The sequence below is a fragment of the Marinomonas aquiplantarum genome (assembly GCF_003314975.1).
Lineage (GTDB): Bacteria > Pseudomonadota > Gammaproteobacteria > Pseudomonadales > Marinomonadaceae > Marinomonas > Marinomonas aquiplantarum.
In genome coordinates this window covers 211,391-237,365 of the sequence record NZ_QNRF01000005.1, presented here as the reverse complement: position 1 = coordinate 237,365, position 25,975 = coordinate 211,391, and the positions used below count along the sequence as shown (strand labels likewise).

The following is a 25,975-nucleotide window of genomic DNA, read 5'->3' as shown; positions in this document are numbered from 1 at the left end:
TTAAGAAGTGACTTTAATTTGCCATAAAAAAACCACACTATGTGTGGTTTTTTTATGGCTCAAATCCTACTGCCTACTCAGTCTATCATTACCTAAGACTAAGCCTTGCTGAGTTGAACGATATGGGTTGATGTCCAAACCACCTCGACGCACATATCTTGCATACACAGTCAAAAACTCTGGCTGAAAATGACGCATGATGTCGATAAAAATGCGCTCAACACATTGCTCATGAAAATCGGTATGCTCACGGAAAGAGATAATGTATTTCAACAAGCTTTCATGATGAATTTTTGGGCCACGATAATCGATAAACACCGAGCCCCAATCAGGCTGATTGGTCACTGGACAATTTGATTTGAGCAAATGACTCACCAAGCGCTCTTCAACCTGTCCAGCCTCTTTATCAAGTTGCAACAGGTCACTGTTGGGATGATAGTTCTCAATGGTCACATCCAAATCGTCAATACAATAGTCTGGCGTTAACACAACCAACGAGGACATCGCATCAAGATCTCGAATGGCGACACTAACGCTCGCTCCCGCGGCGGCGGACAAGTCTTTCTCAAGGATGTCTTGAACCTGATCACGACTCTCATAACGCATTTGATTTAACGAGTTAAGGTATAATTTGAACGACTTAGACTCAATAATATTAGGCGACTCACATGGCAGACGAAATTCAGCCATAGCAACCACAGGTTTGCCATTCATATCCAACCAAGACAACTCATATGCATTCCAAATGTCTTCTCCATAAAAGGGTAAACGTTCAGACGCGATTCCCATCTCTGTCCATTTATCAACCCGTGCAATGGGATAAAGCAACCCTGCATCGTATTCAGAAACATACTCCGTTTGCTGACCTAAGGGTAAAAAGCCCATAACTTACCTCAACTTCGAATGCCTTTGCCCTGATTGAGCAAACGCAAACCGTACCAAAACAAAACCACAATAAACACACTCACCATCACTAGGGCCCAATATATATTGATATCAGAGACACCTAAAATCCCGTAACGGAAGGCATTCACCATATACAGAACTGGATTCAATAAAGATACCGACTGCCAAAAGTCAGACAGTAAATCAATCGAATAAAACACCCCACCCAAGTAGGTTAAAGGCGTCAAAATAAAAGTAGGAACAATGGAAACATCATCGAAACTACGAGCATAAATCGCGTTCACAAAGCCACCAAGCGAGAACATGATGGCAGTCAGGCAAACCACCAACACTGTTAAAAATAGGTTTTCTAGTGCTAAGTGAGTAAAGAAAAGCGACAAAATGGTTACAATGAAGCCAACAAACAAGCCACGAGCAACCCCACCTAGCACATACCCTAGCAGGATAACCCAATTAGGCGTTGGCGAAACAAGTAACTCTTGAATGCTGTGCTGAAACTTCGCCGAAAAGAAAGAGGACGACACATTTGAATACGAGTTGGTAATTACCGACATCATAATCAAACCAGGCACAATGTATTGCATGTAACTAAAGCCGCCCATTTCACCAATACGGTCACCAATCAAATTACCAAAAATAGCAAAATACAAGGTCATGGTAATGGCTGGTGGTAACAGAGTTTGCGGCCAAATACGTGTAAAACGGCGAATTTCTCTCACCAAAATGGTATAGAATGCAATCCAAATTTCTGAGTTTTTCATCTACTTAGCCTTTAATCAATTTAACAAACAGCTCTTCCAATCGATTCGACTTATTGCGCATGCTAACCACATTCACATTCGCCTGATCTAAAGCACTGAATATACGATTTATCGATTGCCCTTTTACCACCTCTACTTCCAAACTGCTGCCGTCATTATTCAAAACGACATTAAAGCCTTCAATCGACCAGTCCAGCGGTAAAGCTTGATCCAAATCCAAAATAAAGGTTTCTTGATTAAGCGTTTTTAAGAGCGCTTTGACACTGGTGTTTTCAACAATTTCACCCGCATTGATAATGGCGATATTACGGCAGAGCTGCTCAGCTTCTTCGAGATAATGGGTGGTTAAAATAATAGTGGTACCATTTTCATTTAATCCTTTAATGAATTCCCACATAGAGCGACGCAGCTCAATGTCCACGCCAGCAGTAGGCTCATCCAAAATTAACACTTCAGGCTCATGAATTAACGCTCGAGCAATCATTAGACGACGCTTCATTCCACCCGACAACATGCGAGATTGAACGTCTTTCTTATCCCACAAATCCAGCTCTTTAAGGTATTTTTCGGCACGCTTAGCGGCAGTCTCTTTATCAATGCCATAAAAGCCAGCTTGGGTTACAACAACATTAAAGACCGTCTCAAACACATTAAAATTAAACTCTTGTGGCACGACCCCTAGATACTGTTTTGCTTTGGCAAAATTTTTATCGATGTCTTCACCAAAAATCGCCACTTTACCTGAAGATTTATTGACTAAAGAACACAGAATGCCAATGGTAGTAGACTTGCCCGCTCCGTTTGGACCAAGTAAAGCAAAGAAATCGCCCTTCTCTACCGTTAGGTTTACGCCTTTTAATGCCTCAAAACCACTTTCATAACGCTTTTTGAGGTCACTAATTTCGATCGCATATGTCATAATTACCGCTCTCGTACGGCATCAGCCGACTCAATAGTTACTAATTAAATAGGGTTTTACGTGGAATCACGCACACAATACATACTGAGCGCCTTTGCAGACTTACGTCAGCGAATTGCCGAACATGATCCTTTTAACACAACAGATCTGGCAGAAGAAGAAATTGATTTTCTTGAAAAGTGGGATCAACTAATCGCTCGCATTGAATCAAATGCACCAGATTATACATTTGATGCCCAAGAAGTATTGTCTCGCTTTATTCGCTGCTACCCAAACCTCGTCCCCTTGATTAAACGTGAGTTACTTTGGTTTATGGGCGGTGAATGTTTGCATTTCTTAGGCGATGAAGAAATCAATTTCTACCAACAGCTTGAAGATCAATTATATGAATTAGACCGCCAACAAATTGACTATAATTTGCAGGACGAAATCGACAAGCTAAGAGACACATCAAAAAACTTGCACTAACGGAAAAGTTGGGCGGCGCAAACCCGCCCAACTCAGCCTATAGCTTTTTAAACACTAACGTGCCATTGGTCCCACCAAAGCCAAACGAATTGTTTAGCACCACATCTATCTTGCGTTTCTGTGGCGTAATCGGTACATAATTTAAATCACAACCTTCGCCGACTTCTTCCAAATTAATGGTTGGTGGCGCGACCTGGTCGCGAATCGCCAAAATAGAAAAAATAGATTCGACGGCACCAGATGCGCCCAACAAATGCCCAATCATAGACTTAGTTGAGCTAATGGCCACGTCAGAAGCGTCTTCTCCCATTACCGATTTTACAGCTTGAGTTTCGGCTAAATCCCCAGCCAAAGTGGATGTACCGTGGGCATTGATGTAATCAATTTCCATTGCGGCAATTCCTGCATCGTTCAGAGCGGCCGTCATCGCAGCCGTAGCACCTTCACCACCTTCTGGCGGCGCGGTCATATGATGCGCATCATCACTCATACCGAATCCTGCCAATTCCGCATAAATGGTCGCACCACGTGCAACAGCCTGCTCATATTCCTCTAGTACAAGAATGCCGGAACCGTCACCCATAACAAAACCATCGCGGTCTTTATCCCAAGGACGACTCGCTGTTTTAGGATCGTCATTACGGGTTGATAAGGCCCTCGCTGCCCCGAAGCCCCCAATTCCTAGTGGAGTGATCGCCATTTCAGCGCCCCCCGCAATCATGACATCTGCATCACCATAAGCAATCATTCTACCAGCCATGCCGATATTGTGAGTGCCCGTAGTACACGCTGTCACAATTGAAATATTCGGTCCTTTAAAGCCAAAACGTATCGCTACGTGGCCAGAAATCATATTTATAATCGCGCCTGGAACAAAAAAAGGCGAAATACGTTTAGGGCCGGATTCATTCAATAGCTCTAGATTTTTTTCAATCATTGGCAGACCACCAATGCCCGAACCTATTGCACAACCAACGCGAGCCAGATCCACTGTCTCATCACGAATGTCAGCATCCTCCAGTGCTTGAACAGCAGCGGCGATACCATATTGAATAAAAAGATCCATTTTGCGTGCTTCTTTAACGCTCATATATTGAGTCGCATCAAAGTCACTTACTTGAGCCGCAAAACGCGTGGAGAACTGATTAGTATCGAAAGAGGTAATGTCAGACACACCACTTTTGCCTTCTAATATATTATCCCACGTATCTTTCACATTATTGCCAAGGGGTGTCACCATTCCCATACCAGTGACTACAACCCGACGACGAGACATAAGATTCCTCCAGAAATCCACCACCACAACTTGAGATGGCTATTAATAAGAAAAGCCGCTGTAGCGAATACAAGCGGCTTTTCGGGAAACTCAGTTCACCAATAGATTACAAGTTAGCGTTGATGTAGTCGTTCGCTGCTTGTACTGTAGTGATTTTTTCAGCTTCTTCATCAGGAATTTCAGTATCGAATTCCTCTTCAAGAGCCATAACCAACTCAACTGTGTCTAGGGAATCTGCACCTAGGTCATCAACAAAAGATGCTGAAGCGACAACCTCTTCCTCTTTAACACCTAGTTGTTCACAAACAATTTTTTTAACGCGTTCTTCAATGCTACTCATTAGAAGTTCCTACTCTACTCATTAACAGCTCATTGTGAGCATATTATAATATTCGATCGCCTTACGGCATGATTCTCAACATGAACCGGAGACGTATTTTCGTTGAATTAAAACTAAAATTCAACTCAAATTACGACATATACATGCCACCGTTGACATGTAAGGTCTCACCGGTGATGTAAGCAGCGCCTTGCGACGCCAAAAATGCGACAGCAGCCGCAATTTCTTCAGGTTGACCAAGACGAGCGGAAGGCACTTTTTCAACCAATTTGGCTTTGTGCTCTTCTGGTAACACCTTAGTCATATCTGTTTCAATAAAGCCTGGGGCAACACAATTAATAGTAATGCCACGAGAAGCAATTTCAGCAGCCAAAGAGCGACTAAACCCTTCTAGACCCGCTTTCGCTGCAGAATAGTTAGTTTGTCCACCATTCCCCATAGAGCCAACCACTGAACTAATGCTAATCACTCGACCAAATTTTGCCTTGGTCATGCCGCGCAAGCAAGCTTTTGTCACACGGAAGACAGATGTCAGGTTAGTGTTTACCACTTGCTCCCACTCATCTTCTTTCATGCGCATCATTAAATTATCGCGAGTAATACCGGCATTGTTCACCAAAATAGTTGGCGCACCGAACTCAGCTGTAATTTCTTTAACAACAGCATCAACTGAATCACTGGATGACACATCCAAAACCCAACCTTTACCATTTTCACCTAGGTATTCGCTAATACTTTGCGCACCAGATTCACTTGTCGCAGTTCCAATTACCGTTGCACCCTGCTCAGCAAGAACGGTTGCAATGGCTTTACCTATGCCGCGTGTCGCTCCTGTCACTAGGGCAATTTTTCCTTCAAGACTCATGCCTGTCTCCAATATTTACAAATTAAACTGAATACTTATCCAGCCAAAGTTGATTCAAAGCCAGCCAAATCTCCAATAGAAGACGCAGCTAGTCCTTTGACAATTCGTTTGTTCAATCCACTCAACACCTTGCCAGGACCACACTCAATCGTTGTGGTCACACCCAGCTCAGACAGCAATAACACAGACTGTGTCCACAACACTGGTTCACTCAGCTGTGCCACCAAGTTTGCTTTGATTACCTGCGGATCGGAAACGGCCTGACCAGTCACATTTTGCACCAAAGTACAGGTCGGCTCTTTGAATTCAATAGAATTTAACTTAACCGCCAGTTTTTCACCAGCTGGAATCATTAATTCACAGTGCGATGGCACGCTAACAGGTAAAGGCAAAGCACGTTTAGCACCGGCCTCTTTTGCGTTTTCCATTGCTGCTTCAACGGCTGCAACATGACCCGCAATAACGACTTGACCTGGGGAGTTGAAGTTAACGGCACTAACAATTCCGTCTGCCGCCTCACAGGCTGCGACGACTTTAGCATCATCCAAACCAATGATCGCCGCCATTGCACCTTCACCAGCAGGAACAGCCTGCTGCATATATTCACCACGCAACTTAACCAGCGCCACAGCGTCAGCAAAAGCCATAACACCAGAACACACTAAAGCAGAATATTCACCAAGACTATGACCTGCGACATAAGCAGGCTGATCACCGCCCTGTTGCTCCCATAAACGCCACAAAGCAACACTTGCCGTAAGAAGCGCTGGCTGAGTTTTATCGGTTTGACTAAGTTTCTCGGCATCATTCTGCACAAGATCCCACAGATCATAACCAAGTACTTCAGACGCTTCAGCAAAAGTTTGCTGAATAATGTCGTGTTTTTCAGCTAAATCAGCCAACATCCCCAATTGTTGAGAACCTTGACCCGGAAAAACAAACGCTGTTGTTGTGCTCATCACATCTCCTCTTTACTAAGTCGCGACTCAATGGCTTCACTTAAATTAGCCCGCGCAATATCCATTCCATATTCTATCGCCCCAATCATAGCAGGCAGATCAGAGCGACCATGACCTTTTACCAAATTGCCACGTACACCCACTAGGCAAGCACCATGGCGACGTTCAGTTTGGTAAAAAGTCTCAAAAACAGGCGCAACCTGTTTTGAATCACCAAATTTATTCATCAAAAAAGACAGCAGACCTTCCGAAGCTTTTAGGACAGCATTGCCAACCATACCATCACAAACGATGACATTTTTTTCGCCTTCAAATAGATCAGTTCCTTCAGCATACCCTAAATAATTAGGCCAGCTCTTATCAATTAAAAGGGCATCGGCTTCTTTTATTACCACACTTCCCTTTGAACTCTCCACGCCAACATTGAGCAGACCAACATTGGGAGTCTCATCACTTAATGCCTCGACGTAAGCCGCTCCCAACTCTGCAAATCCTACCAACATAGAAGCTGGACAATGCACATTGGCGCCCAGGTCAACCAAACATCTCAGTGGATTTGAATACAATTCGCGAATTAATGCTGGGTATAACTTCGGCCGGATAACTCCTAGCAGATGTCTCGCTAAAGCCACCATAACGCCTGTATTACCAAGAGTTACAACTACATCAGCTGCGCCCGATGATAATGCATTAATGGATTGATAAAGTGAGGTATCGTGTCGACGAAATAGAGATAAAACAATCTCTTCATCCGCTTTAATCACGTCGCGACAAGCGATCAATGTTAAGCGATCATGATGTGCAGGCAGATCAAGCCCATCAATTGGAGTGTAGTAGAGAGTAATCACGACATCCGGATATTGAGACAATATCGAGACCGCACCCTCAAAAGCAATGCGGGGACCTAAGTCCCCGCCCATAGCGTCTAAAGCTACCCTGATCATGGGTATCTTAGTTACTCACCTTTAGGGGCGATAACTTGACGGCCACGGTAAAAGCCGTCTGCAGAAATGTGGTGACGACGGTGAAGTTCACCAGTTGTCTTTTCTACAGATAGTGTTGCGCTAGTCAAAGCATCGTGTGAACGACGCTGGCCGCGACGTGAACGAGTTACTTTACTTTTTTGTACTGCCATTTTTGGAGCTCCTAACTTTACTTAGCCTTTAATTGGGCCAATATACTAAATGGATTCGGTTTTTCGTCATCCGCTGCGTCATCGGTAGACGATGCATACTTTTGAGCTGTTGGGTTGCAACCACTTTCTTCGTGATAAGCGACTATAGGTAAAGCGAGTATAATTTCTTGCTCAACCATGTCTGCTAAAATTACTTCACCATCGGTCATGACAACAGGATCGTAATTGTTAGGAAGATTCTTAGCATGATCTTCGTCATAGACGAAACCCAATGCAAGATCGACCTCCAAATCATGATGAACCGCACCCATACAACGCTGACAAACAACCTGTACATTTGCAGTCAATGATCCGGTAGCAATATATCGCCTATCCTCATCAACTCTAAAGTCTAAATGTATAAATGCATTACCCTCATCAGAGGCTAAAATAGCACAAAGCTCCTCAAATTGATTAAGGGGCATGTTCCCTTCGAATGCCAACTCATTGTTAGCATATTTACGAGGGTCAAAATATTTAGGTAATGTGTCATTTAACATGGCGGCAAATGATATTGCCAAGGGGCGCTATTGTCAAAGTCTAAGTACGCTTTAAACGCTTTTTTTCACTTTATTTTGAAACAGATAGGCAAAAAAAAGTAAAATTCATTCACTCCACTGCAATCTGGTTGAATTAACATGCAAAAAAACATCATTCTAGGCTCCTCCTCTCCTTATCGAAAGGCGTTACTAGAACGCTTACAACTGACATTTGAATGCCTATCACCAGATATAAATGAAGAGGCACACCCAGCAGAAACACCGCAACAACTAGTAGCACGACTCAGCATTGAAAAAGCTGAAGCCGTTGCCAAACAACTAAAAGAACAAAAAACCTCAGCAGATGAAGTTTGCGACATCATAATTACATCCGATCAAGTCGCTGTATTAGACGGTGTCATTCTTGGCAAGCCACACACTCACCAGAAAGCCATACAACAACTTACAAAATTCAGTGGACGTAAAGTCAGCTTTTTAACTGGGCTGTGTGTTTACAATAGCATCACCAATAATTACGAATACAGCTTGAGTCAGTATGATGTGCATTTTCGCTCCTTAAGTGACACGGAAATAAAGCACTATATTGAGATTGAACAACCCCTTGATTGTGCAGGCAGCTTCAAGTGTGAAGGGCTAGGAGTCACCCTGTTTGAGAAAATGGCAGGCAATGACCCAAATTCATTGATCGGCCTACCATTGATTGAGTTGTGTCGATTACTTAGAAATCAGGGCATCAACCCTTTGGAAATGAGTGATAAATCGATTGATTAGACTCAAGATCGGTAACTGCCTTACGAGCAACCTGATAACCAAATTCAACCAACTCTTCAGCTCGCCAAAATTCATAGAAGCCTGAAATATCTTTCGGTATGGATATCAACAAATCTGGCGGGTAACCTGCCAGTTTGTATTGAGTTAGCGACTCCTGCATGGTTTCAAACATCATGTTAATGGTTTGCAAGCGCCCCCAGCTTTCAGCGTCATAATTTGAATTTGCCTCCACTTCGTCTTGCTTGTGCTTAGAAAATAAGCTTTTTGCACTGCTCCACCAAGCAGGACCATCACCTTCAGCTTCTTCCTCTTTTTCTGCCATACGAGCCAGATTATCAGCTGGTCCATTCAAATCCACGGCGATAATATAATCAGCCCCAACAGGCACAGACGGAATAATTGGCAATGGATTCAATACACCACCATCGACATACTTACGACCATTAATTGATACCGGAGACACAATAGAGGGAATTGCAGACGATGCACGCATTGCACTGATTAAATCACCACGCTGAAACCAAAACTCCTTTTGGTACAGCAGATCAACCGCAACCGCGGTGTAATCTATAGGTAATTCCTCAATTGAGGGAGTACCAATAATTTCTTCAATCCTCTCAAAAAATTTATCACCCTTAATATAGCCGCCATTGAAAATTGACATATCCAGGAGCCTGAGCACGCTCACTTTATCTAAAGACAAGGCCCATTCTTTATATTCATCAAAGCATCCCGCGGCATAAGCTCCACCGACAATGGCCCCAATAGAACAACCTGAAATACTAACAATATCGTAACCTTGTTCTTCAATTGCCTGTATCACGCCAATATGTGCATGACCACGCGCCGCGCCACTTCCCAAAACTAAAGAAACCGTTTTTTTCCTTTCAACTTTTTCCATGTTACTTCCTAAAACTATGGCCTAGCCATCACAAAACTCACGCGATCCACACCAAGAGACGCTCGTCCCATATCGGCTAAATTAATAAAACGCACTTTTTCCGCCAAACGCACTCCCAGTCCGGAAATCAAATCTTCAATATAACGATCTCCTACACTCACCGCGGACTCTCTATCTCGTTGCTGACTAGTGACAAAACCAATGACTGATTGCCCAGCAGGTAAATCGGTTAATAAACGACGGATACGAGGTATGTCATTGATATCGTGTTGCGCCATGACATTAACAAACGCCATATCTTCGTTAGGCATAGCCACTTGATCTAAACGCACCATAACATCACCCGCACCACGGCGGTTTACATACAATATTTGATACAAACTGCTGGCTGTTTTCACCACCAATAGAGACTGACTTTGATCTGAGCCATACAACAAGTAATCGTCAAAAAAGTTATTTGCCCAAGCATTACTGCTACCACAGCTACGACTCTGACACTCAAACAAGATCTGATGATTATTTTTCGTTAATTCAGCGTAGTAGTGCTGGTAAACATCGGTTAAAAGCGCGTTACGATCAATTTTATACAAGGAAGTCACAAGATTTCCCGTTAAACGCTCAACCTTCTCTGGCTCCCAACCACGACCTGATCGTTGAATCTTTGCTAATGGCACTTCAACTGATACAGCCTGCTCGGAACGACTTTTCACCAGTTGCGCATCTCGGTAGCTCTCAACCCCTAATGAATCAGCAAACGTAAAGCTCGCCCAAGAAAAACCTAACAATGCAAAAAGACCGAGCTTAACCATAATTTCTTACCCTTACACAAGCTAACCTGTGGCCAATTAATTTTGATCAATAAATTGCTTAATTTCTGTGGCCACTTCAAAACAGCTATCAGGCTCCAGATGAAAATGATGATTCCCCTCGAGCCACTTCATTTTCACCCAAGGAAATTGCTTTATACGCTGATCGACCGCTTCTGGATGGCTTTGATAAATACCGTCTTTTGCCAACAACACTAACGTTGGACATTTAATCTCTTGGATAAACGCCTCAACACCAGCTTCATCCATGCGAAAAGGTGATGGAAACGTCAGTTTTACATCATGACGCCAAACCCAGCGCTGTGACTCTGCCAATTTAGCCCCTCGATCCACCAAACTTTGTGATGCGGCTTTAGAAAGTTTAGTAAAACCCTCCATTCTCGCCAGCACCATTGCCTCTTCTGATGGATAACCGGTTTCTCTGCCTTGCTTTAGCTTGGCCATTTTGTTCACAGCTCGCTGTAAATGAACCACTCGCTCCGAAGCCGTCCCACTCATTGGCCCTACGTTATCCAAAACAATTAAACCGCGGACTTTATCCGGAGCAATGGCGGCCACCAACATAGCAACGGCACCGCCCATACTGTGCCCTATCAACCATACACTTTGCTTAGATTGATTTAATATCGACACCACATCCAGAACATAATCCCATAAGTGATAAAAGCTGCCCGCAGGACGATGGCTCGATAATCCATGCCCCGCCAAATCCAATGCGGTATGGGAGTAATCAGACAAATAAGGAGCAAGCTGACTAAAACTGCCAGCATTATCCAACCACCCATGAAGGGATAAAATTTTAATGTCAGAGGAATCTTTAGAAAGCCATTGAATGGCCGCCAGCTCAGTATGTGCTAGCTTATATACGATGTCATGTCCCATAATACGTACTACCAATCTATGAGAGTTATTATCATTATCTAGGGGAAGTATACCAACGAAATTGACAGCAAGCTGGCGCTAATAAATCCCCTTCTAAAGCAGCCATTGTGGCCGTTGTCATAGCAAATTGAAGCGGCAATGGCTCGTCACTTAAATATTCCACAAGCTGTTGCGCAAAGGGTTGATGTGTCACCAATAAAATCGACTCGCCATCCTGCTGCTGTAACCAGTCCACCACATCAGATAACTGACCGGATGGCGTTATCTTTGCTGTCGTATCAAAGGACACACTCACGTCCAATTGAGCCAAAAATATTTTTGCCGTCTGTTGAGCTCGAACATACGGACTAACAAACACACGATCAAACACCTCGGACTTTGCCATGAACGATTGAGCCGCTGACTTTACCTCAGCTACCCCAAGATCGGTTAACTCTCGTAACTCATCCCCGCCATGACAATAAGGCGCAGCGTTACCATGACGCAAAACATATAGACGCTTAGGCTTCATCATCAGGCGTAACTTGCGGCCAAGGTTGAAAAGGAAAAGGTTTTTCCTCATCTACATAAGACAAATAAGCAAATATTTGACCGATAAAAGCGGAGACATTGGTTAGCCAACAAGCCAAAGTAACAGGCTCATGCTTTGAGCCTAACTTTACCAAACTGACCAACACCACCAAGATACCAAATACAGTTAGAGCCAAATTTAGAACAAACCAATAAAACACCATAAAGATCAAACGAAACCAAAAGTCTTGTTTAGCATAACCTGGTTTAGACATGTTTATTCTCCTCATTCGTTGCAAATTCAACGTCCCACTTCTGCTCACCTGTCATCATAGAACCAATAAGAGAGTCCAAAGTAGCACCGTCAAAAATCAATTTAAACAGACCTTCAGCAAGTGGCATATAAAGACCATGCTTATGAGCCTCCTCAACCACCATTTTCAGGGTATTAACCCCTTCTGCCACTTCACCAATCGAACCAACCGCGTCATCTAAGTTTTGGCCAGATCCAATAGCAAAACCAACCCGGTAGTTGCGACTTAATGGCGAAGTGCAAGTGGCAATCAAGTCGCCCATTCCAGCCAAACCTAAAAAGGTCATCGGATTGGCACCAAAGTGCACAGCAAACCGACTCATTTCAGCCAAACTACGGGTCATGATCATCGACATGGTATTCTCGCCCACTTTAAGCGCTTTTGCCAAACCACATACAATCGCATAGATGTTTTTTAATGCACCCGCTAATTCCACACCCTTGCTGTCAGCATTTTCGTATACACGAAAAGTAGGTGATTTAAGTAACTCTATCACTCGATGACGAACTAAGTCATCAGAGCTGGCGATAACAGAGCCTGTCATCTGACCAGCAGCAATCTCTTTCGCTAAATTAGGACCGCTTAACACCCCAATTTTTTGCGTCACTGCATTTCGCTTCAACACATCGCTCATCAACTCAAAGCGATTCGGGTTGAATCCCTTAGTCGTACTAATTAGGATCTTATCTGGTGTCAGCAGCGGCTCTATTCGCTCAACCACTTGCTCAAAAGATTTAGAAGGAATGGACACAAATACTGTATCACTGTCACGTATCGCTTGCTCTAAATTACTGGTAGCCAACAACTCTTGATGCAAAGGAGCATTAGGAAGATAACGGCTGTTCAATCCGGTTAAATTAATCTCTTCAACTTGTTGCTCGTTACGCATCCATTGACTCACTTGGTGACCATTCGTTGCCATAATATTGGCTAGTGCGGTACCAAAACTTCCGCCACCTAAAACACATACTGAATGCTTAATCATGATCTGTTCCTTTCTTGCCATCTTAACGTTAGGATGAACAACTGACTTCTAAGGATTTTCCCCATTCAGGCGACCTTTGAGCGAGCTCATCAGACTCTGGGTGCTCTTCGAAGGGGGAGTTTAAAACATTTAACAAACGTCTGAAGGGCAAATAATCGCCCTGCTCAGCCGCCTGAATGGCACTGTGCGCCAAGTAATTTCTCAGTACAAATTTGGGATTGACCGCTAGCATAGCCTCTGACACATCACTCCAAGATAGCGCATTCGATTGTCGAGCGGCCTGATATCGCTGCAACCATGCTGATAAAGCCTGACGATCTACGACTTCATCCAACAACAGATCAAATTCAGCCTCTTCTAACTGAGCCAACAATCGGAAGAACACACTGTAATCCATTTTTTCTTTAGCCAGTAATTGAAACATTGAAGGCAACAAATCATGAAGATCTGTGGTTTTTTCCAGTCCCATTTTCGCCAGCATCAAGTCGTCATAATGTTGCTGTAGCTCGGCTTCATAGGTTTGTAAAATTGAAACTAATTGATCTCGCTCTAAATGCTTAGAAAAGCAACGCATCAAACAATTCAAATTCCATAACCCAACACCTGGTTGACGCGAAAAAGCATAACGCCCTTCATAATCAGAATGATTGCATACCCATGATTCATCAAAGTCTTCCATAAAACCATATGGACCATAATCAATGGTCTCCCCAGTAATGGAAAAGTTATCCGTATTCATAACCCCATGCTGAAAACCGACAGCCTGCCACTTGGCAATCATCTGCGCCGTTCGCTTCACCACTGCCAGCAACATAGCGACAAGGGGATGTTCTGCACGAAGACACTCTGGGTAATAATATTCTAGACAATGTTCAATCAACTGATCTAATTCAGCCTGTTTACCTTGGTAAAAGAAAAACTCAAAATGGCCGAAACGAATGTGCCCGTTTGCTGTTCGCAACAGCATAGCTCCGGGCTCAGGTCTTTCTCTGTAAACCGCTTCCCGACTATCAAATAGTGCCAACGCTCGCGAACTTGGAATAGACAAAGCAGACATGGCTTCACTGGCCAAATATTCGCGAATACAGGATCTTAGTACCGCACGACCATCCCCTCGTCGAGAATAAGGCGTCGGTCCGGCCCCTTTCATATGCAAATCATATAAAAGACCATCCTGACCACGAACTTCACCCAGTAACACACCTCGCCCGTCACCCAGCTGAGGTGAAAAACCACCAAACTGATGGCCTGCGTAAACCATACTTAAGCTCTGCGGCAAAGTTACTTCGCCCATCAGTAACGCTTTGGTGTGAGGAGATTTGATATCAATCGATAAGGAAGTGGCTAGCGTTTGGTTAAATTCAACCAAACGCTGCTCATGAAGTGGCTGAACCGCCACATGCGTGTAAAAAGCGTCACCCAGAGTTGCATAATGATGTTCTAAGTTCATCCTAGCCTACTCGTTAGATTTACTTATTTAGACATGTCTACCATGTACTCACAACGAATACTTTCCCCTACCGTTTTTTCAATTTCAGGAATCATAAAAGCATCGTCTTCACTGGCAAAACTAACCGATTTACCCGTTTCACCACCTCGACCAGTACGACCAATACGGTGTACATAATCTTCAGGGTCTTCAGGCAAAGCGTAATTCACCACTAATTCAACGTTATCAACGTGGATACCACGACCAGCAACATCGGTTGCCACCAACACTTGGATACTACCGTCTTTGAAGCTTTTAAGCGTTTTCACTCGCTTATCTTGCGCGACTTCGCCTGACAAAATAGCACAATTGATTTTTTCCATTTTCAAACGTTCGTACAGATCACGAGTTTCATCTCGACGATTGGCGAAAATAATGGTTCGTTGACTGCCATTTTCTTCGATCAACTGTTTTAACACAGGCCACTTTTGATCGGCTTCAACCGTATAAATGACTTGATCAATGTTTTGATTGGTTGCTTCTTTCGGTACAACAGACACTTCTTTCGGAAAATACGTCCACTGCTTAGCCAACGCTTGAATGTCTTTCGGGAAAGTAGCACTAAACAGCATAGTTTGACGTGTTTCTTTATGCGGCGTCATACGAATAATGCTTTTTACATCAGGAATAAAGCCCATAGACAACATACGGTCTGCTTCATCCAGAACCAAACACTCCACTTTGTTTAGTAAGACTTTACGACTGCGCGCAAAATCCAACAATCGGCCCGGAGTAGCCACAAGAATGTCTACATTTTCAGTTTGCAAAGCCTGCTTTTGCTTTTCGTAGCTTAACCCACCAACCAACGCCACAACATTCAAATGACAGTTAGCGGTTAGTTTTACCGCTTCATCCGCTATCTGTAATGCCAATTCACGGGTTGGCGCAATAATCAAACCACGAGCAAGGTTGTTCGCTCGCTCTTCTTCTAATGGGTAATCAAGAAAATCTGTGATCATAGCAATCAAAAAAGCGGCCGTTTTACCGGTACCCGTTTGAGCCTGACCTATGATGTCATAACCTTGCAATGTGGTTGGCAAGGTTTCTGCTTGTATCTCACTGCAGTATTCAAACCCCATTTCAGCAATGGATTTTAACACTCGATCCGGCAAATTCAGATCATGAAAGCGCAATTTGCCTTCCACTTCTGGCACCTGAAAATCATCAATAGACCACACACCTTTATTCGACGTCGCTTCATCCATTTTTGCTTCACTCGTCTTACCTTGAGCTTTTCTAGGTCGCTTATTCTGACGACGAGTTCGTTTCGGTTTCGGGGTACTTTCTGGTGCTACGTCTTGATTTTGGTTTTCCATATCGGAATCTATACACTTCTTCGGTTAGAGGTTAATTATCTGAGCATGGAGTGTACCTAATTGATCCAGCTTTATCATCTTTTCCTTTCAAACAGGGTCAAACGTAAAAGACTCATTGACGATCACTTTCACCATTACCCCAATCGATAAGGCGGTAAACTTTGCACTAATTGATTTCCATAACGCTTCGTTTTGAGACGTTTATCCAATATGTGAATGGTCCCTGAGTCTTTTTCACTTCTCAACAAACGGCCAGTAGCTTGTACTAAGCGCAAAGAAGCATCTGGAATGGTGATTTCCATAAAGGGATTACCGCCACGCTTTTGAATCCATTCTGCTAGCGTTGCATCCACGGGGTCATCCGGCACAGCAAACGGAATTTTGGCAATAAACACCGACGTCAGATAATCACCAGGCAAATCCACCCCTTCTGCGAAACTGGCCAAACCAAACAACAAACTGCCTTTACCTTCATCAATTCGAGCTTTATGAGATTCCAAAATAATTCGTTTAGATTGCTCACCCTGTATAAGCAAAATGTCTTTTAACGATTCTTTTAGCGATTGCGCAACCTCCTCCATTTGACGCCGAGAGGAGAACAACACCAAACTGGCTTTGTCTTGAGCGACGTTCTCATTAAGATAGTCAACAATTTCAGCCGTATGCTGTTCAACCTGATTCGGCTCAGACTTCATTTCAGGTATCACCAACACCCCATTATTCTGAAAATCAAAAGGACTTAATACACGTAAATATTCACTTTCTCTCGGCACTCCTGAGCGCATATTAAAACGATGAAACTGATTCAACGCAGTCAGTGTTGCGGATGTCACTACGGCACCAAAACACTTATCCCACAATTGCTGACGTAAGGTATTGGCTGCCAATATTGGTGAGGCACCTAATTCAATATCTTGCTCCATACCTTGACCAGATAAAATCAGCCAACGGGCATTTGGCGGATACTGCTGGTCATCCGTTGTGGAATACAATTGCCACAAACCGACACTTTGCTCAATTCGCCCTAGTATCGCTCCTAAAATAGGCTGCCAAGTTTCGGCCATTTCCGGCGTGACACCCATACCCTCATTTTGCTTGGCCTTTTTGCATTCATCCTGAATGCTTTCAATACTGTTAAATAACTTTTGATAACTAGTCGACAAGCTGTATGCCAACTGTTTCAGCTCATCCGGCACAACACCAAATTCAAAGCGATGTTGATTATTGTCCTGATCTAACCCTAAGCCATTAATATAGGGTGATAAGCCTTGCTGAGCATATTGTATGAAATTCACAATGGTCTGGATTTGTTGCGGTATTTTGATCAGCAACTGCCCCGTCAAACTCACTTCATCAGTCAATTCCTGCTTCAAATTCACCAAATTCTTTTCTAACTGTCGAAGCCAGCTAATACTTTGCTGCAAGCGGACCTCATGACGAAAGTGCCCAATCGCTTTATCTGGCAGATGATGGCCTTCATCAAACACATAAATGGTTTCTTTCGGCGCAGTCAGGATAGCGCCGCCACCTAGGGATAAATCTGCCAGTACAAGGTCATGGTTCGCAACAATGACATCCGCCACATCTATCTCAGCACGGGCTTTGAAAAATGGACACGCCGAGTAATTGGCACAATTACGGTTTGTACATTGTTGATGATCCGTGGTTAAACGACGCCAGTCTTGCTCTCGTACAATGCCTTCCCAATTATCTTTATCGCCGTCCCATTTACCTTTACTCAGTGCTTCATCCATTTCCTGATATAGCACAGTATTGACATCATCGGATTGCAAATGTTGCTCAAACAGACCAGCAAACATATCGTCCATGGCCTGCTCTTCTGCCCCTAGAAACGCCTCTAAATTATTAAGACAAAGATAACGGCCACGACCTTTCGCTAAGGTGTATTTGAAATTTACCTCAGTGTTAGACAAGATATCGGGTAAGTCTTTATGAAGAATCTGTTCTTGCAACGCTACGGTCGCCGTCGAGATAACGAGTTTTAACCCTCTTGCCTTCGCAATAGGAATGACGGCAAGACAGTAAGATAAGGTTTTACCCGTACCTGTGCCCGCCTCAATGACTGCCACATGCTTTTCATCGAGCCGCTCCCCCTCGGAATCTTGTTTAATATTGCCCAAAGTGCGCGCGATCGCGCCTATCATTTGGCGCTGACCAACCCTAGGCTTATGGGATTTAGCATCCAGCATATCGCGATAGGCTGATTGGATTTTATTTTTTAATTCGTCTGAAAGCATTTATTTTATTGAGAATCGTTAAGAATGCTGTATATAATAACAGTTACTGTATAAACAACCAGATAGTGCCATGATTAAATTAACCAAAAGACAATCTGATGTGCTCGATACCATTCGCGAGTTTATTAATGAAACCGGATTCCCACCCACTCGTGCGGAAATCGCGAAACGACTTGGCTTTAAATCCCCAAATGCAGCAGAAGAACATTTAAAAGCCCTATGCAAAAAAGGTGCGATTGAAATGCTTTCTGGCGCCTCTCGCGGCATTCGATTGGTTGAGTCTTCCGAAAACAATGCCCCAGAAGACGACTTAGGTTTGCCTGTTATTGGTAAAGTGGCCGCAGGATACCCTATATTAGCCCAAGAGAACATAGATACCCATGTCACCGTACCTGGCAATATGTTTTCCCCTAAAGCAGACTATTTCCTGTCAGTCTCAGGCACCAGTATGAAGAACATTGGCATTATGGAAGGCGATCTACTGGCCGTTCATAAAACCAATACCGTTCGTAATGGCCAAATTGTCGTTGCACGCATTGGCGACGAAGTCACCGTTAAACGCTTCGAACAAAAAGGGCGTATTGTTCGTCTAATCCCTGAGAATGAAGACTATCAAGACATTGTTGTTGATCTTGAAAGTGAAGAGTTTGCCATTGAAGGTTTGTCAGTTGGCGTCATTCGACAAGGCCTGTAAACAATACAAATCCAAAAAAGGTGGCCTAAGCCACCTTTTTTTTTACTTTTTAACTTTTTTAAAATTCTTTAATGAAGAATTTTTGGACGAAAATCATCGTCCATGTAATCCAACCCTTCGTCAGCCATAGACTCATCCGAATACACAAAATCAATGCCTGCATGGAACATGCATTTTGCCAATTCAAAATAACGATCCTGTAGATAAGAACGTGTCGTGTCTGAAATTTTCAGGGTCGCTAACGGCTCTGCTTCCTCGCCACTGTCACTGGCTGGACGCAATACAATATCGCCGTTTTCCAGCTCAACAATTTCAAGGTATGACTCTTTCATATTAATACTCAGATGACTCTTCTCTAAAACGTAACACCAAGTCAGTTAGCCTGGTCAAATACAACTGCATTGAAGCCCCATCATCGCCACCAGAACCGATAAGATCCGCTCGATCAAAAGATGATTGAACCAAATGACACTCTAGCTGTTGCTGATAAGCACTCAAAAGCTGACAACACCAAGACCTAGGCTGAGCCATTAAATCCTTAAGCTCTGACAGCACAGGGACAATAGATTGTTTGGCTTCTGCTTCATTTGCCAAGGCAACCACATCCAAACAATCAGACAAAGCATAGGATTGCGCTACTTCTTGCAACAAACCATTGAAGGCGCTTCGCAACTGAAACAAAGCTGAACCTTCAAAGCTACTAACCAACCAAGTCTCTTCGCTAGATTGGGCAAGAGCCAGCAAGCGCTTAGCGGCATCAAGCCTTTGATTGGTTGCGCTGGCGTAACTGACGCTGATCATTTTTTCTTTTTACCTTCTTCGATGACCCATTTACCGCCATCGTAAAACGCTTTCCAACCCGTTGGCTTCCCTTCGTTCTCCGTCATAATGTATTGCTCTTTCGTCTTACGACTATAACGAATCAAGGTAGGACGCCCTTCAGAGTCCGCAACGGGTGCATCCGCAAAAAAATGATACTTAGGATCAATTTGATCCATGTAAGGCAACAACTCTTTTACATAAGGTGCACGGGTTTCTCGCTTACGAGGGAATTGACTAGCCGCCAAGAACAAGCCGGTCGCACCATCTCGCAGAACATAATGATCTTCCACTTTCTGACACGCCAAATCAGGCATTGGCACTGGATCCATTTTAGGCGGCGCCACTTCACCACTCTTCAACAGCTTACGAGTGTTCTTACAGTCTTCATTGGTACAGCCAAAATACTTACCAAATCGCCCTGTTTTAAGCTGCATCTCAGATGAACATTTATCACATTCGATAACAGGCCCATCATAACCTTTAATCTTGAAACTCCCGGCCTCTACTTCATAACCAGAGCAGGAAGGATTGTTACCACATACATGTAGCTTACGATGTTCATCCATCAAGTAACTGTCCATGGCAGAACCACAGATTTTACAACGATGTTTGTTAATCAGGGCTTTAGACTCACCTTCTTCATCATCAACGGCAACCGCTTCATCACCACGAATAAGGTTAATAGTGGCCTTACAGCGTTCTTTTGGCGGCAAAGCATAGCCAGAACAAGACATGAAAACACCCGTACTGGCAGTACGTATCTGCATGGGGCGGCCACAAGTTGGACACTCTACATCCGTTGGAGTCGGCTCATTTGGCATCATACCGTCATCAGGTGACTCTGCTTTTGCCAGCACATTACTGAAATCACGATAGAAAGCATTCAAAGTCTGAATCCAATCTTTATCGCCTTCAGCAATTTCATCCAATCGCTCTTCCATTTGGGCTGTAAAACTAAAATCCATCAGAGATGAGAAGCTACCAACCAAACGATCGGTGACAATGTCTCCCATTTTTTCCGCATAGAAACGACGATTTTCAACTCGAACATAACCACGATCTTGAATGGTCGAGATAATAGACGCGTAGGTAGAAGGTCGACCAATACCACGCTTTTCCAATTCTTTCACTAAACTGGCTTCGCTGAATCGAGCCACAGGCTTAGTGAAATGTTGTTCAGGCAACAGCTCTTTAAGCTCTAAAAATTCACCCTGAGCGACATCAGGCAAGATGTTATCTTCACCTTTCTTGACAACGGTTTGCATGGCTCTGGTGTAACCATCAAAACGTAAGATACGACCTTTGGCTTTGAACTCATACTCATCAGCGGCCACCGTAATGGTCGTAGAAGTGTACTCAGCCGGCGTCATTTGACAGGCCATAAATTGACTGCGAATCAAGTCATAAAGACGATGCGCATCTTTTTCCATGCCGAGCAAATCATCCACGCGGACATTCACATCAGAAGGACGAATCGCTTCGTGGGCCTCTTGCGCACCTTCTTTGCTGGAATAGCGAATGGGATCGGCTGGTAAATAGGCCTCACCAAATGAATTTAGAATGTATTGACGCAATGACTCTACCGCTTCCGCACTCAAGTTAGTCGAGTCAGTACGCATATAGGTAATATAACCCGCTTCATACAAGCGCTGAGCCAACATCATGGTTTTCTTAACGCCATAGCCTAAGCGAGTACTGGCTGCTTGCTGCAAAGTTGACGTAATAAAAGGTGCTGAAGGCTTACTCTTAGTCGGTTTGTCCTCACGACTCCGGACAAGGTACTTAGCTGCTTGCAATCGAGCCACATGCTCATCTGATTCTTGCTGGTTAACAGGACGATATTCTTTACCCTGATATTTCGCAGCCTCAAATTTAATGATGTCACTAGCGGAAGTTGACAACATAGCGTCCAATTCCCAAAACTCTTCAGGAACAAATGCACGAATCTCTTTTTCACGCTCAACAATCAAACGTACCGCTACCGATTGAACTCGACCAGCAGACAAACCTCGCGCCACTTTCGCCCATAGCAAAGGCGACACCATAAAGCCCACTACGCGATCTAGAAAACGACGTGCTTGCTGAGCATTAACTCGATTTAAATCCAGCTCAGACGGGGTTTCAAATGCTGATTGAATGGCTTTCTTGGTAATTTCGTTAAACACTACACGTTTATAACGGCTGTCATCACCACCAATGGCTTCACGTAAATGCCACGCTATCGCTTCCCCTTCTCTATCCAAGTCGGTCGCGAGATAGATAGTGTCAGCATTTTTGGCCAGCCGTTTGAGCTCATCAACAACTTTCTCTTTACCAGGCAGAACCTCATAATTAGCATGCCAATTATTTTCAGGATCCACCCCCATACGCGCAATTAACTGCTTACGAGACTTACGGCTTTTATACTCAAGCTTTTCTTCAGGACTCATCTTGCGTGTCAAAGCCGCTTGCTTAGCTCGCTCCTGAGGCGTCGAAGTCGCGGTTTTACCCGACGGAAGGTCTCGAATATGACCAACACTCGACTTAACGACAAAGTCATTGCCTAAGTATTTATTAATAGTTTTCGCCTTGGCTGGCGATTCCACGATTACCAGTGATTTTCCCATTGAACTGTGTAAGCCTTTTATAAAGTCGATCTGCAAATACTAATTGCACGAAGTTTAATCTCTCGGGGCGCTGATATTAAGCAAACACCTTTTATATGACAAGCGATCCCTGTATTGTTTCAATAATAATTCTTGCTGAACTTGGTATTTCTTATTTAACATACTGAATTCATTGCTAAAGGACAATCATGGCTACGCTGCAAATTTTAACCATCGCGTTTTTAATTATCATAGTACTGTTATCAGTCATCATTGGATCACGCGCCCATCAAAAAGAAAAAGAAATCACTGAACGTCGAGTTAAGCAACTTCAACTGTCTAATCGCGCCGATCGAGTAGAACAACATATCCGCGGTTTAAAGGACATCAACACTGACACCATCGCTTCAGATGTTCTATACGACTTCTATCTAGACACACTTCGAGAGCTTCTGCAATATTCCGACGATCCAGAAAAAATTGAAATTCGCATCGCGACCGCCGAAGAAGGCCGCAATACAGAACCGGTTGAATTTAGCCCAGAACCTGAATTGTTCAGTTTTCAAGAAAAAAGCAACTATAAAGAAAGGCTGACCAAATTAGCCAAAATGTTACTTTATTTACGCCGTAAAGGTCGCATTAGTAATGCCCACTATCAAGCCTGCTACGACTATTTACGTTGGTTGAACTTGTGGATTCAGCTCAATCGTCAAATTGTTCAAGCCAATAAAAACTTTGATAGCGGTGATAACCGTGTCGCACAAACCCTATACGGCGTTATCTTGTCACACCTCAAATCTGACTCGATTGAACGGCCAGAAAAAAACACCTTAAAAAACTTTGTTACAGATCGTATGAAGGAAATCCTATCGCCACAAATTGAAGCCATGAAAGACAGTGAAAACCCAGAGGAAGTGCTGGCTAAATTAATGCAAAGCGTAGAATCCCCAGACGCCCCATTGAAACCTAAATAACACAGCAAACAGCTCATTAATAACCAACAAAGCCCCCAACTCGCTTATGCTGGCTGCCATGAGCTTAAGCTTTTCAATAGCTCAGCAATCGACTCGACACTGGCTTCATCTCCCTGCTCCTGCCAATAAAAGTCAACACTGCCAGCGTGTATTTTAATGCCCTCTATTCGACCCTCAAATTCTGACAAAATACCCTTATCACGCTCAGTTAAAGTCATTGACTGACTAACCCAAAAACCGGCAGAAATTGAATCGAATTTCCACACTTCATAAGGCAAAATCCACACAGGTTTACTGAATGAGGACAAGGGCTTGGCTCGATATAAAGAATAACTAACCACTTTTTTGCGTGTCATTGACTTATCCCACTTGTCAGGAAGGTCAATTGATGTAAGCTGGACAGTGAGGTTTAGCTGACGCGCATGCATACGCAGAGCCATACGTTGACGCTCTTTTCTTGGTGGCATAATCCACAAAGCGGAGCCCATTAAAGATAGAACGATACAAATAACAATAAGAGCAGTCATTTTAGTGTCTCTTTGATTTTAAACTACAATGAATATATCAAGCCAACTCTGGAGGTATTCTAGATGTATAACAGAATTCTACTCGCTGTTGATCTAACGGATGAAAGTATCAAGGTGGCCAATAAAGCTGTTGGTTTATGCAAGGCAACAGGCGCCAAGTTAACCATATTGCATGTTATTGAGTCACTTAACTATGCTTATGGCGGCGATGTCCCTATTGATATCACCGACATTCAAGCGCAACTTCAAGACACAGCAAAAGAACGCATTGCTATCCTCGAAGATCAAATTGACGTACCCGTTGATGAATGCTGCATCACGCAAGGCGGCATCGAAAGCGAAATTCACCGCATTGCTGAAGAGAAGCAAGTTGACTTGATCGTGGTTGGCAGCCATTGCCGTCACGGCTTAGCCCTTCTACTTGGCTCCACAGCAAACGGCGTCCTTCATGGCGCACCCTGTGATGTGCTTGCAGTAAAAGTCGTCAAAGACTAAACCTTTAGCGATACGCAAAAGAAAGGCGATGCACACATCGCCTTTCTCAACTTTTTATCACCTTTAATGGATTAGCTTCTTGTCCAAGTAGTGCCTTCACGACTGTCTAACAGCTCAATACCTTGAGCCGCTAATTCATCTCGAATCTCATCACTGCGAGCAAAATTTTTGTCTTTACGAGCTTGAGTTCGCTCATCGATTAATGCTTGAATGGCTTTTTCATCCAACCCTTCGCTTAGAGTACTGTTTTGCAAAAAGTACTCAGGCGCTTGATGAAGAAGTCCCAGCAATTCCGCCAGAGTCTTCAGCTCCGCCGCCAAGGCTTCTGCTTTAGCTGGCGCCTCTGTTTTCGCCTTATTTAACTCTCGAACCAACTCAAACAACACAGACACAGCAACAGGCGTATTGAAGTCATCACTCATGGCTTCTTCAAATCGCTGAGTATACTCTGTTGCTTGATATGACTCAGCAATAGACTGTTGACGCAAAGCCGTGTACAAGCGCTCCAAGCCGACTTTTGCCTCGTTCAAGCTTTGATCTGAGTAATCAATCGGACTGCGATATTGGCTAGACACCATCAAGTAGCGAATTACTTCCGCATTGTATTTTTCCAATACATCACGCACCGTGAAAAAATTTCCCAATGATTTAGACATTTTTTCATTGTTAACGCGAACAGCACCACAATGCATCCAATAGTTCACATAATCTTTGCCAGTCGCCGCTTCAGATTGCGCGATTTCGTTTTCATGATGGGGAAACTTAAGATCAGGGCCACCACCATGAATGTCAAAATGACTGCCTAAGCAGTTAGTTGACATGGCCGAACACTCAATATGCCAACCAGGACGACCCAACCCCCAAGGAGACGGCCAAGCCACCTCACCAACTTTTGCCTGCTTCCACAAAACAAAATCTGCAGGATGCTCTTTTGCTGTCTCTACATCAATACGTGCCCCCGCCAGCATGTCTTCTAGCTTACGGTTATTGAGCTTACCGTAATCTTTAAATGCATTGGCGCGATAATACACATCACCAGATGAACCTTGATACGCAAATCCCTTATCAAGCAGGATTTGCACCATATCAATGATTTCCTGCATAAATTCAGTCGCTTTCGGTTCACGATCAGGCATTTTATTACCTAAACGCAATTCGTCTTCACGCTGTGCGGCAATCATACGCTCCGTTAGAGCTTGCGTACTTTCATTGTTCTCTTCAGCACGCTTAATGATCTTGTCATCTACATCCGTGATATTACGGACATAATTTAACTCATAACCTAAGTGACGAATAAAACGCGAAATCACATCAAAAGAAATCATGGCACGAGCATGACCAATATGGCAGAAGTCATATACTGTGTTACCACACACGTACATGCCAACTTTACCTTCTTCAATTGGTTTGAAAATTTCTTTCTTCCCACTTAGGGTGTTGTAAATCTTCAACATCGC

Annotated in this window: 29 protein-coding genes; 5 read left to right on the top strand and 24 right to left on the bottom strand. The window is 43.6% G+C overall.

From position 1 onward, the window contains the following. Positions 1–66: 66 nt before the first annotated feature. Genes queF through DFP76_RS11295 form a run of 3 tightly spaced genes read right to left on the bottom strand, consistent with a single transcriptional unit; the run spans position 67 to position 2,586 of the window. Positions 67–885 (bottom strand): NADPH-dependent 7-cyano-7-deazaguanine reductase QueF, encoded by an 819-nt coding sequence (gene queF / locus DFP76_RS11305; RefSeq protein WP_113874744.1) that lies wholly within the window; start codon positions 883–885, stop codon positions 67–69. An 8-nt stretch (positions 886–893) separates the two neighbouring features. Continuing rightward, entirely contained in the window at positions 894–1,667 is a 774-nt protein-coding gene (locus DFP76_RS11300) for an ABC transporter permease (RefSeq protein ID WP_113874743.1), read from the bottom strand. A gap of 4 nt (positions 1,668–1,671) precedes the next feature. Next, positions 1,672–2,586, bottom strand: coding sequence for an ABC transporter ATP-binding protein (locus DFP76_RS11295; protein ID WP_113874742.1), 915 nt, complete (start codon positions 2,584–2,586; stop codon positions 1,672–1,674). Positions 2,587–2,646: 60 nt separating this feature from the next. On the opposite strand from DFP76_RS11295, the gene DFP76_RS11290 reads away from it, so the two are divergent. After that, positions 2,647–3,054, top strand: a complete 408-nt coding sequence (locus DFP76_RS11290) for a PA2817 family protein (RefSeq protein WP_113874741.1) — start codon at positions 2,647–2,649, stop codon at positions 3,052–3,054. A gap of 37 nt (positions 3,055–3,091) precedes the next feature. Here DFP76_RS11290 and fabF read toward each other — a convergent pair whose 3' ends face one another. The 7 genes from fabF to DFP76_RS11255 form a co-directional block, all read right to left on the bottom strand. Beyond that, positions 3,092–4,330 (bottom strand): beta-ketoacyl-ACP synthase II, encoded by a 1,239-nt coding sequence (fabF, locus tag DFP76_RS11285; protein ID WP_113874740.1) that lies wholly within the window; start codon positions 4,328–4,330, stop codon positions 3,092–3,094. 106 nt (positions 4,331–4,436) lie between these two features. Then, positions 4,437–4,670 (bottom strand): acyl carrier protein, encoded by a 234-nt coding sequence (gene acpP / locus DFP76_RS11280; RefSeq protein ID WP_013796367.1) that lies wholly within the window; start codon positions 4,668–4,670, stop codon positions 4,437–4,439. A gap of 130 nt (positions 4,671–4,800) precedes the next feature. Next, positions 4,801–5,535 (bottom strand): 3-oxoacyl-ACP reductase FabG, encoded by a 735-nt coding sequence (fabG, locus tag DFP76_RS11275; RefSeq protein ID WP_063334304.1) that lies wholly within the window; start codon positions 5,533–5,535, stop codon positions 4,801–4,803. Between the two features lie 35 nt (positions 5,536–5,570). Continuing rightward, complete coding sequence (fabD, locus tag DFP76_RS11270; RefSeq protein ID WP_113874739.1) at positions 5,571–6,494, bottom strand: ACP S-malonyltransferase; 924 nt, start codon at positions 6,492–6,494, stop codon at positions 5,571–5,573. Then, a complete protein-coding gene (locus tag DFP76_RS11265; RefSeq protein WP_113874738.1) occupies positions 6,494–7,438 on the bottom strand; it encodes a fatty acid synthesis protein in 945 nt (314 codons plus the stop codon). The genes fabD and DFP76_RS11265 overlap by 1 nt, the downstream gene beginning before the upstream one ends. An 11-nt stretch (positions 7,439–7,449) precedes the next feature. Beyond that, entirely contained in the window at positions 7,450–7,629 is a 180-nt protein-coding gene (rpmF, locus tag DFP76_RS11260) for a 50S ribosomal protein L32 (protein WP_013796371.1), read from the bottom strand. A gap of 17 nt (positions 7,630–7,646) precedes the next feature. After that, a complete protein-coding gene (locus tag DFP76_RS11255) occupies positions 7,647–8,189 on the bottom strand; it encodes a YceD family protein (protein ID WP_245931922.1) in 543 nt (180 codons plus the stop codon). Between the two features lie 117 nt (positions 8,190–8,306). Here DFP76_RS11255 and DFP76_RS11250 point away from each other — a divergent pair, with 117 nt between their 5' ends. After that, the gene (locus tag DFP76_RS11250; protein ID WP_113874736.1) at positions 8,307–8,939 is read left to right on the top strand and encodes a Maf family protein; all 633 of its coding nucleotides are present in this window, start codon (positions 8,307–8,309) and stop codon (positions 8,937–8,939) included. Here the strand turns inward: DFP76_RS11250 and DFP76_RS11245 are convergent. From DFP76_RS11245 to dinG, 9 genes are all read right to left on the bottom strand, one after another. Beyond that, complete coding sequence (locus DFP76_RS11245) at positions 8,902–9,840, bottom strand: patatin-like phospholipase family protein (protein ID WP_113874735.1); 939 nt, start codon at positions 9,838–9,840, stop codon at positions 8,902–8,904. The genes DFP76_RS11250 and DFP76_RS11245 overlap by 38 nt on opposite strands. 14 nt (positions 9,841–9,854) lie before the next feature. Continuing rightward, complete coding sequence (locus tag DFP76_RS11240) at positions 9,855–10,649, bottom strand: DUF4892 domain-containing protein (RefSeq protein ID WP_113874734.1); 795 nt, start codon at positions 10,647–10,649, stop codon at positions 9,855–9,857. A 36-nt stretch (positions 10,650–10,685) separates the two neighbouring features. After that, positions 10,686–11,549, bottom strand: coding sequence for an alpha/beta fold hydrolase (locus DFP76_RS11235; protein ID WP_113874733.1), 864 nt, complete (start codon positions 11,547–11,549; stop codon positions 10,686–10,688). A gap of 34 nt (positions 11,550–11,583) precedes the next feature. Continuing rightward, positions 11,584–12,063 carry a phosphohistidine phosphatase SixA gene (sixA, locus tag DFP76_RS11230; protein WP_245931921.1) on the bottom strand — a complete coding sequence of 160 codons (480 nt, stop codon included), beginning with the start codon at positions 12,061–12,063 and terminating at the stop codon, positions 11,584–11,586. Further along, positions 12,050–12,334, bottom strand: coding sequence for a DUF4389 domain-containing protein (locus tag DFP76_RS11225; protein WP_113874732.1), 285 nt, complete (start codon positions 12,332–12,334; stop codon positions 12,050–12,052). The genes sixA and DFP76_RS11225 overlap by 14 nt, the downstream gene beginning before the upstream one ends. Further along, the gene (locus tag DFP76_RS11220; protein WP_113874731.1) at positions 12,327–13,358 is read right to left on the bottom strand and encodes an NAD(P)H-dependent glycerol-3-phosphate dehydrogenase; all 1,032 of its coding nucleotides are present in this window, start codon (positions 13,356–13,358) and stop codon (positions 12,327–12,329) included. Before DFP76_RS11220 ends, DFP76_RS11225 begins: the two co-directional genes overlap by 8 nt. A gap of 28 nt (positions 13,359–13,386) precedes the next feature. Next, positions 13,387–14,808 carry a protein adenylyltransferase SelO gene (locus DFP76_RS11215; protein ID WP_113874730.1) on the bottom strand — a complete coding sequence of 474 codons (1,422 nt, stop codon included), beginning with the start codon at positions 14,806–14,808 and terminating at the stop codon, positions 13,387–13,389. A 23-nt stretch (positions 14,809–14,831) separates the two neighbouring features. Continuing rightward, the gene (locus DFP76_RS11210) at positions 14,832–16,163 is read right to left on the bottom strand and encodes a DEAD/DEAH box helicase (protein ID WP_113874729.1); all 1,332 of its coding nucleotides are present in this window, start codon (positions 16,161–16,163) and stop codon (positions 14,832–14,834) included. Between the two features lie 134 nt (positions 16,164–16,297). Beyond that, on the bottom strand, positions 16,298–18,421 hold the full coding sequence (gene dinG / locus DFP76_RS11205) for an ATP-dependent DNA helicase DinG (protein ID WP_113874728.1): 2,124 nt from the start codon (positions 18,419–18,421) through the stop codon (positions 16,298–16,300). 70 nt (positions 18,422–18,491) lie between these two features. Between dinG and lexA the strand changes: the two genes are divergently transcribed. Further along, entirely contained in the window at positions 18,492–19,115 is a 624-nt protein-coding gene (gene lexA, locus DFP76_RS11200) for a transcriptional repressor LexA (RefSeq protein ID WP_113874727.1), read from the top strand. A 68-nt stretch (positions 19,116–19,183) separates the two neighbouring features. Here lexA and DFP76_RS11195 read toward each other — a convergent pair whose 3' ends face one another. Genes DFP76_RS11195 through topA form a run of 3 tightly spaced genes read right to left on the bottom strand, consistent with a single transcriptional unit; the run spans position 19,184 to position 22,543 of the window. Further along, positions 19,184–19,447 carry a hypothetical protein gene (locus DFP76_RS11195; protein ID WP_113874726.1) on the bottom strand — a complete coding sequence of 88 codons (264 nt, stop codon included), beginning with the start codon at positions 19,445–19,447 and terminating at the stop codon, positions 19,184–19,186. 1 nt (position 19,448) lies between these two features. After that, entirely contained in the window at positions 19,449–19,916 is a 468-nt protein-coding gene (locus DFP76_RS11190; RefSeq protein WP_113874725.1) for a DUF6586 family protein, read from the bottom strand. Beyond that, on the bottom strand, positions 19,913–22,543 hold the full coding sequence (gene topA / locus DFP76_RS11185; protein WP_113874724.1) for a type I DNA topoisomerase: 2,631 nt from the start codon (positions 22,541–22,543) through the stop codon (positions 19,913–19,915). Before topA ends, DFP76_RS11190 begins: the two co-directional genes overlap by 4 nt. A gap of 188 nt (positions 22,544–22,731) precedes the next feature. Here topA and DFP76_RS11180 point away from each other — a divergent pair, with 188 nt between their 5' ends. Continuing rightward, on the top strand, positions 22,732–23,496 hold the full coding sequence (locus DFP76_RS11180) for a DNA topoisomerase I (RefSeq protein WP_113874723.1): 765 nt from the start codon (positions 22,732–22,734) through the stop codon (positions 23,494–23,496). A 44-nt stretch (positions 23,497–23,540) separates the two neighbouring features. Here DFP76_RS11180 and DFP76_RS11175 read toward each other — a convergent pair whose 3' ends face one another. Next, positions 23,541–24,023 carry a hypothetical protein gene (locus DFP76_RS11175; protein ID WP_113874722.1) on the bottom strand — a complete coding sequence of 161 codons (483 nt, stop codon included), beginning with the start codon at positions 24,021–24,023 and terminating at the stop codon, positions 23,541–23,543. A gap of 63 nt (positions 24,024–24,086) precedes the next feature. Here DFP76_RS11175 and DFP76_RS11170 point away from each other — a divergent pair, with 63 nt between their 5' ends. Further along, complete coding sequence (locus DFP76_RS11170; protein WP_113874721.1) at positions 24,087–24,518, top strand: universal stress protein; 432 nt, start codon at positions 24,087–24,089, stop codon at positions 24,516–24,518. Between the two features lie 71 nt (positions 24,519–24,589). Here the strand turns inward: DFP76_RS11170 and cysS are convergent, their stop codons facing one another. Then, a complete protein-coding gene (gene cysS, locus DFP76_RS11165; RefSeq protein ID WP_113874863.1) occupies positions 24,590–25,972 on the bottom strand; it encodes a cysteine--tRNA ligase in 1,383 nt (460 codons plus the stop codon). Between the last annotated feature and the right edge of the window lie 3 nt (positions 25,973–25,975).